Source organism: Gilliamella sp. Bif1-4 (assembly GCF_001690535.1).
GTDB lineage: Bacteria > Pseudomonadota > Gammaproteobacteria > Enterobacterales > Orbaceae > Gilliamella > Gilliamella bombi.
This window is the reverse complement of record NZ_LZHC01000011.1, coordinates 1-7,110: the sequence shown is the minus strand read 5'-3', so window position 1 is coordinate 7,110 and position 7,110 is coordinate 1. Positions and strand designations below refer to the sequence as shown.

General features: G+C 31.7%; 8 protein-coding genes. All 8 read right to left on the bottom strand.

The annotated features are described in order from the left end of the window. Positions 1-424 precede the first annotated feature (424 nt). Positions 425-547, bottom strand: coding sequence for a hypothetical protein (locus A9G25_RS13130; RefSeq protein WP_255306990.1), 123 nt, complete (start codon positions 545-547; stop codon positions 425-427). Between the two features lie 53 nt (positions 548-600). Continuing rightward, entirely contained in the window at positions 601-1,095 is a 495-nt protein-coding gene (locus A9G25_RS01855; protein WP_065625499.1) for a hypothetical protein, read from the bottom strand. A gap of 416 nt (positions 1,096-1,511) precedes the next feature. Beyond that, positions 1,512-2,006, bottom strand: a complete 495-nt coding sequence (locus A9G25_RS01850) for a hypothetical protein (protein WP_065625498.1) — start codon at positions 2,004-2,006, stop codon at positions 1,512-1,514. Positions 2,007-2,429: 423 nt separating this feature from the next. Next, the gene (locus tag A9G25_RS01845) at positions 2,430-2,924 is read right to left on the bottom strand and encodes a hypothetical protein (protein WP_065625498.1); all 495 of its coding nucleotides are present in this window, start codon (positions 2,922-2,924) and stop codon (positions 2,430-2,432) included. Positions 2,925-3,347: 423 nt separating this feature from the next. Then, positions 3,348-3,857 (bottom strand): hypothetical protein, encoded by a 510-nt coding sequence (locus tag A9G25_RS01840; protein WP_065625497.1) that lies wholly within the window; start codon positions 3,855-3,857, stop codon positions 3,348-3,350. A 423-nt stretch (positions 3,858-4,280) separates the two neighbouring features. Further along, positions 4,281-4,790: a hypothetical protein gene (locus A9G25_RS01835; protein ID WP_065625497.1), complete on the bottom strand. Its 510-nt coding sequence runs from the start codon at positions 4,788-4,790 to the stop codon at positions 4,281-4,283. A 424-nt stretch (positions 4,791-5,214) separates the two neighbouring features. Next, positions 5,215-5,724, bottom strand: coding sequence for a hypothetical protein (locus A9G25_RS01830; RefSeq protein ID WP_065625496.1), 510 nt, complete (start codon positions 5,722-5,724; stop codon positions 5,215-5,217). 424 nt (positions 5,725-6,148) lie between these two features. Beyond that, the gene (locus tag A9G25_RS01825) at positions 6,149-6,658 is read right to left on the bottom strand and encodes a hypothetical protein (RefSeq protein WP_065625496.1); all 510 of its coding nucleotides are present in this window, start codon (positions 6,656-6,658) and stop codon (positions 6,149-6,151) included. Positions 6,659-7,110: the final 452 nt, after the last annotated feature.

The window sequence follows — 7,110 nt, the reverse complement described above, 5'->3', positions numbered from 1 at the left end:
AAATAACCAATACCCTCGTTCCTTATCCACACACCAAGCGTGTTGGTGAACATCAAACTTCTTCAATAGTTCAGGCATTTTGGTACCAAAGCGGCGGTACTTATTCCATAAATTATCTAAATCATATTTTTTGGCATCTTCTTCCGACACATAGGCATTGACAAATGGCATCAGTCACTCCTTAATTAAATTGTGTTAAATAAATTTGGGTTGTTTTATATAAATGCAGATAAATAGAATTATAAATAAGATAGTTGGTTTGTAAATAACCCAAAACAGATTATAAGTATTCATTATCAGGAGACAAACTGATTAAATTATCATTATAATTTGTTTAATAATTGATCTGTAACAATGTTGAAATTCGATTAAAAAGTATGCTGATATTTTGAAGGGGATAAGTCGATTTGAATTTAGAACATTTTTAGAGGGTGGTTGTTTTGCCATGGGTATTTATATCTAATTGCTGTATTAAATCACGTAATCCATCGACATCCTTGACCTTAAATAATCGTTTTTCCGCTTCCTCTTTAGTCAATCCCACCATATTGGTCTATTCCTCCGGTATAATAATTGATTATCTTGTTAACTTACCAAACACTAAAAATTACATCTAATCAGTGCTTCCTCATTAGATTCTACATCTCTAAGTCCACTACATTTATAGACAGCTAATGCCTCTTTTAAAATGGTTAACAAACCCGCCTTCGACATAGTAGGTAGACAACTCGGGGTCATTGACACAATATTCCAAGCAAATTGTATCGGATATAAGTCAGTAGATACTGAATCGCTAGGATCTAAATCGCCACGACTCAAAATAAACTCAATATTCTGACCATCAACATGCAGGATAAACACCTGCTTATTAGTTGGTTCAGGGAGACCGGAAGGACTATCATAATTATGCACCCAACCACAGTTAAATAACCAATACCCTCGTTCCTTATCCACACACCAAGCGTGTTGGTGAACATCAAAACGCTTCAATAGTTCCGGCATTGGAGTGAACCAAGGATTGTACTTATTCCATAAATTATCTAAATCATATTTTTTAGCATCTTCGGCTGAGGCATAGGCATTGACAAATGGCATAGGTTACTCCTTAATTAAATTGTGTTAAATAAATTTGGGTTGTTTTATATAAATGCAGATAAATAGAATTATAAATAAGATAGTTGGTTTGTAAATAACCAAAAACAGATTATAAGTATTCATTATCAGGAGACAAACTGATTAAATTATCATTATAATTTGTTTAATAATTGATCGGTAACAATATTGAAATACGATTGAAAGTTATGCTGATATTTTGAAGGGGATAAGTCGATTTGAATTTAGAGCATTTTAGAGAATGGTTGTTTTTAAATCTAATTGCTGTATTAAATCACGTAATCCATCGGCATCCTTGACCTTAAATAATCGTTTTTCCGCTTCCTCTTTAGTCAATCCCACCATATTGGACTATTCCTCCAGTATAATAATTGATTATAGTGTTAGCTTACAAAATACTAAAAATTAAATTTAAAAAATGCTTTATTATTAGCTTCCATATTTCTAAGCCCACTACATTTATAAACAGTTAACGCCTCTTTTAAAATGGTTAATAAATCCGCCTTCGACATAGTAGGTAAACTACTGGGGTTCATTGACACTATTTCCCAAGCAAATTGTATCGGATATAAGTCGGTAGATACTGAATCGCTAGGATCCAAATCACTAGAGTCCAAAATAAATTCAATATTCTGGCCATCAACATGCAGGATAAATACCTCCTTACTCGTTGGTTCAGGTCTATCAGAAGGACCTTCATAATTACGCGCATAATTACAATAAAATAACCAATACCCTCGTTCCTTATCCACACACCAAGCGTGTTGGTGAACATCAAAACTGTTCAATACTTCAGGCATATGAATGAACCAAGGATTGTACTTATTCCATAAATTATCTAAATCATATTTTTTGGCATCTTCTTCCGACACATAGGCATTGACAAATGACATAAGTCACTCCTTAATTAAATTGTGTTAAATAAATTTGGGCTCTGTTATATAAAATATAAATGCAGATAAGCAAAATTATAAATAAGATAATTGGTTTGTAAATAACCCAAAACAGATTATAAGTATTCATTATCAGGAGACAAACTGATTAAATTATCATTATAATTTGTTTAATAATTGATCGGTAACAATATTGAAATACGATTGAAAGTTATGCTGATATTTTGAAGGGGATAAGTCGATTTGAATTTAGAGCATTTTAGAGAATGGTTGTTTTTATATCTAATTGCTGTATTAAATCACGTAATCCATCGGCATCCTTGACCTTAAATAATCGTTTTTCCGCTTCCTCTTTAGTCAATCCCACCATATTGGACTATTCCTCCAGTATAATAATTGATTATAGTGTTAGCTTACAAAATACTAAAAATTAAATTTAAAAAATGCTTTATTATTAGCTTCCATATTTCTAAGCCCACTACATTTATAAACAGTTAACGCCTCTTTTAAAATGGTTAATAAATCCGCCTTCGACATAGTAGGTAAACTACTGGGGTTCATTGACACTATTTCCCAAGCAAATTGTATCGGATATAAGTCGGTAGATACTGAATCGCTAGGATCCAAATCACTAGAGTCCAAAATAAATTCAATATTCTGGCCATCAACATGCAGGATAAATACCTCCTTACTCGTTGGTTCAGGTCTATCAGAAGGACCTTCATAATTACGCGCATAATTACAATAAAATAACCAATACCCTCGTTCCTTATCCACACACCAAGCGTGTTGGTGAACATCAAAACTGTTCAATACTTCAGGCATATGAATGAACCAAGGATTGTACTTATTCCATAAATTATCTAAATCATATTTTTTGGCATCTTCTTCCGACACATAGGCATTGACAAATGACATAAGTCACTCCTTAATTAAATTGTGTTAAATAAATTTGGGCTCTGTTATATAAAATATAAATGCAGATAAGCAAAATTATAAATAAGATAATTGGTTTGTAAATAACCCAAAACAGATTATAAGTATTCATTATCAGGAGACAAACTGATTAAATTATCATTATAATTTGTTTAATAATTGATCGGTAACAATATTGAAATACGATTGAAAGTTATGCTGATATTTTGAAGGGGATAAGTCGATTTGAATTTAGAGCATTTTAGAGAATGGTTGTTTTTATATCTAATTGCTGTATTAAATCACGTAATCCATCGGCATCCTTGACCTTAAATAATCGTTTTTCCGCTTCCTCTTTAGTCAATCCCACCATATTAGACTATTCCTCCAGTATAATAATTGATTATAGTGTTAGCTTACAAAATACTAAAAATTACATCTAATCAGTGCTTCTTCATTAGATTCTACATCTCTAAGTCCACTACATTTATAGACAGCTAATGCCTCTTTTAAAATGGTTAACAAACCCGCCTTCGACATAGTAGGTAAACTACTCGGGTTCATTGATACAATTTCCCAAGCAATTTTTATAGGAAATGAGTTGGCATATTCCAAACCGATCGCTTGCAAATCGCTAGGTTTCCAAGGAGTAGCTTCCAAAATAAGCTCAATATTCTGGCCATTAACATGCAGGATAAAAACCTGCTTATGAGTTGCTTCAGGTAAACCAGAAGGAGTATCATAATTTAAAACATAATTACAATTAAATAACCAATACCCTCGTTCCTTATCCACACACCAAGCGTGTTGGTGAACATCAAAACTCTTCAATAGTTCAGGCATTTTGGTACCAAAGCGGCGGTACTTATTCCATAAATTATCTAAATCATATTTTTTGGCATCTTCTTCCGACACATAGGCATTGACAAATGACATAAGTCACTCCTTAATTAAATTGTGTTAAATAAATTTGGGCTCTGTTATATAAAATATAAATGCAGATAAGCAAAATTATAAATAAGATAATTGGTTTGTAAATAACCCAAAACAGATTATAAGTATTCATTATCAGGAGACAAACTGATTAAATTATCATTATAATTTGTTTAATAATTGATCGGTAACAATATTGAAATACGATTGAAAGTTATGCTGATATTTTGAAGGGGATAAGTCGATTTGAATTTAGAGCATTTTAGAGAATGGTTGTTTTTATATCTAATTGCTGTATTAAATCACGTAATCCATCGGCATCCTTGACCTTAAATAATCGTTTTTCCGCTTCCTCTTTAGTCAATCCCACCATATTAGACTATTCCTCCAGTATAATAATTGATTATAGTGTTAGCTTACAAAATACTAAAAATTACATCTAATCAGTGCTTCTTCATTAGATTCTACATCTCTAAGTCCACTACATTTATAGACAGCTAATGCCTCTTTTAAAATGGTTAACAAACCCGCCTTCGACATAGTAGGTAAACTACTCGGGTTCATTGATACAATTTCCCAAGCAATTTTTATAGGAAATGAGTTGGCATATTCCAAACCGATCGCTTGCAAATCGCTAGGTTTCCAAGGAGTAGCTTCCAAAATAAGCTCAATATTCTGGCCATTAACATGCAGGATAAAAACCTGCTTATGAGTTGCTTCAGGTAAACCAGAAGGAGTATCATAATTTAAAACATAATTACAATTAAATAACCAATACCCTCGTTCCTTATCCACACACCAAGCGTGTTGGTGAACATCAAAACTCTTCAATAGTTCAGGCATTTTGGTACCAAAGCGGCGGTACTTATTCCATAAATTATCTAAATCATATTTTTTGGCATCTTCTTCCGACACATAGGCATTGACAAATGACATAAGTCACTCCTTAATTAAATTGTGTTAAATAAATTTGGGCTCTGTTATATAAAATATAAATGCAGATAAGCAAAATTATAAATAAGATAATTGGTTTGTAAATAACCCAAAACAGATTATAAGTATTCATTATCAGGAGACAAACTGATTAAATTATCATTATAATTTGTTTAATAATTGATCGGTAACAATATTGAAATACGATTGAAAGTTATGCTGATATTTTGAAAGGGATAAGTCGATTTGAATTTAGAACATTTTTAGAGGATGGTTGTTTTTATATCTAATTGCTGTATTAAATCACGTAATCCATCGGCATCCTTGATCTTAAATAATCGTTTTTCCGCTTCCTCTTTAGTCAATCCCACCATATTGGTCTATTCCTCCAGTATAATAATTGATTATGTTGTTAGCTTACAAAATACTAAAAATTACATCTAATCAGTGCTTCCTCATTAGCTTCTAAATTTCTAATTCCACTACATTTAAAGACAGTTAACGCCTCTTTTAAAACGGTTAATAAATCCGCCTTCGACATAGTCGATAAACAACTTGGATTCATTGACACAATATTCCAAGCAATTTTTACAGGAAAGGAGTTAGCATATTCCAAACCGATCGCTTGCAAATCGATAGATTTCCAACGGCCTGTTTCCAAAATAAACTCAATATTCTGACCATTAACATGCAGGATAAATATTTTTTTAGAAGTTGGTTGAGGTAGACCAGAAGGAGTATCATAAGTCATTACATAATTACAGTAAAATAACCAATACCCTCGTTCCTTATCCACACACCAAGCGTGTTGATGAACATCAAAACTGTTCAATAGTTCAGGCATTTTGGTACCAATGCTACGGTACTTATTCCATAAATTATCTAAATCATATTTTTTAGCATCTTCTTCCGACACATAGGCATTGACAAATGGCATCAGTCACTCCTTAATTAAATTGTGTTAAATAAATTTGGGCTCTGTTATATAAAATATAAATGCAGATAAGCAAAATTATAAATAAGATAATTGGTTTGTAAATAACCCAAAACAGATTATAAGTATTCATTATCAGGAGACAAACTGATTAAATTATCATTATAATTTGTTTAATAATTGATCGGTAACAATATTGAAATACGATTGAAAGTTATGCTGATATTTTGAAAGGGATAAGTCGATTTGAATTTAGAACATTTTTAGAGGATGGTTGTTTTTATATCTAATTGCTGTATTAAATCACGTAATCCATCGGCATCCTTGATCTTAAATAATCGTTTTTCCGCTTCCTCTTTAGTCAATCCCACCATATTGGTCTATTCCTCCAGTATAATAATTGATTATGTTGTTAGCTTACAAAATACTAAAAATTACATCTAATCAGTGCTTCCTCATTAGCTTCTAAATTTCTAATTCCACTACATTTAAAGACAGTTAACGCCTCTTTTAAAACGGTTAATAAATCCGCCTTCGACATAGTCGATAAACAACTTGGATTCATTGACACAATATTCCAAGCAATTTTTACAGGAAAGGAGTTAGCATATTCCAAACCGATCGCTTGCAAATCGATAGATTTCCAACGGCCTGTTTCCAAAATAAACTCAATATTCTGACCATTAACATGCAGGATAAATATTTTTTTAGAAGTTGGTTGAGGTAGACCAGAAGGAGTATCATAAGTCATTACATAATTACAGTAAAATAACCAATACCCTCGTTCCTTATCCACACACCAAGCGTGTTGATGAACATCAAAACTGTTCAATAGTTCAGGCATTTTGGTACCAATGCTACGGTACTTATTCCATAAATTATCTAAATCATATTTTTTAGCATCTTCTTCCGACACATAGGCATTGACAAATGGCATCAGTCACTCCTTAATTAAATTGTGTTAAATAAATTTGGGCTCTGTTATATAAAATATAAATGCAGATAAGCAAAATTATAAATAAGATAATTGGTTTGTAAATAACCCAAAACAGATTATAAGTATTCATTATCAGGAGACAAACTGATTAAATTATCATTATAATTTGATTAATAATTGATCGGTAACAATATTGAAATACGATTGAAAGTTATGCTGATATTTTGAAGGGGATAAGTCGATTTGAATTTAGAACATTTTTAGAGGATGGTTGTTTTTATATCTAATTGCTGTATTAAATCACGTAATCCATCGGCATCCTTGACCTTAAATAATCGTTTTTCCGCTTCTTGTTGAGTCAATCCCACCATATTGGTCTATTCCTCCAGTATAATAATTGATTATCTTATTAGCTTAGAAAATACTAAAAATTAAACTTAAAAAATGATTTC

Excerpts from the sequence above, each read along its gene's own strand:
- A9G25_RS13130 (WP_255306990.1), bottom strand. The coding sequence starts at position 547 with ATGGTGGGATTGACTAAAGAGGAAGCGGAAAAACGATTATTTAAGGTC.
- A9G25_RS01855 (WP_065625499.1), bottom strand. The coding sequence starts at position 1,095 with ATGCCATTTGTCAATGCCTATGCCTCAGCCGAAGATGCTAAAAAATAT.
- A9G25_RS01850 (WP_065625498.1), bottom strand. The coding sequence starts at position 2,006 with ATGTCATTTGTCAATGCCTATGTGTCGGAAGAAGATGCCAAAAAATAT.
- A9G25_RS01845 (WP_065625498.1), bottom strand. The coding sequence starts at position 2,924 with ATGTCATTTGTCAATGCCTATGTGTCGGAAGAAGATGCCAAAAAATAT.
- A9G25_RS01840 (WP_065625497.1), bottom strand. The coding sequence starts at position 3,857 with ATGTCATTTGTCAATGCCTATGTGTCGGAAGAAGATGCCAAAAAATAT.
- A9G25_RS01835 (WP_065625497.1), bottom strand. The coding sequence starts at position 4,790 with ATGTCATTTGTCAATGCCTATGTGTCGGAAGAAGATGCCAAAAAATAT.
- A9G25_RS01830 (WP_065625496.1), bottom strand. The coding sequence starts at position 5,724 with ATGCCATTTGTCAATGCCTATGTGTCGGAAGAAGATGCTAAAAAATAT.
- A9G25_RS01825 (WP_065625496.1), bottom strand. The coding sequence starts at position 6,658 with ATGCCATTTGTCAATGCCTATGTGTCGGAAGAAGATGCTAAAAAATAT.